This window comes from Vibrio sp. S457-15 (assembly GCF_000960545.1).
Lineage (GTDB): Bacteria > Pseudomonadota > Gammaproteobacteria > Enterobacterales > Vibrionaceae > Vibrio > Vibrio parahaemolyticus.
On the sequence record NZ_JYOQ01000138.1, the window covers coordinates 1 to 375 of the forward strand.

The 375-nt window shown below is 44.8% G+C and carries 1 pseudogene; it reads left to right on the forward strand.

What is annotated here, in order from left to right:
* A pseudogene (locus UF05_RS15365) lies at nt 1–375 on the forward strand (IS3 family transposase); the annotation flags it as partial.

The window sequence follows — 375 nt, forward strand, 5'->3', positions numbered from 1 at the left end:
GAGAGCAAGAGCTAGCTGCTGAAGTAGCCAAACTCAAAAGACAGTTGGCAGAACAAGCAGAAGAGCTAGATATCGTAAAAAAGGCCGCCACCTACTTCGCGAAAAATCTAAAGTAGATTGCTATGAATTCATGCTTGAACACTTGCTGTGCTTCAGTGTTGTCCGCATGGTTAAGGTATTCAGGGTTTCTCGAAGTGGGTTTTATTATTGGATTAAGCATCGCCACAAGGGTATTCAACGCGAAGCAACTCGCCAAGAGTTTGATGCAAAGGTTAAAGATGCTTTTGACAACAGTAAGGGGCGAGATGGTTCAAGGCGCATCCAGAAAGAGCTGGCTGAGAACGGTGATAGCCATAATGTGAAAACCATTGCAGC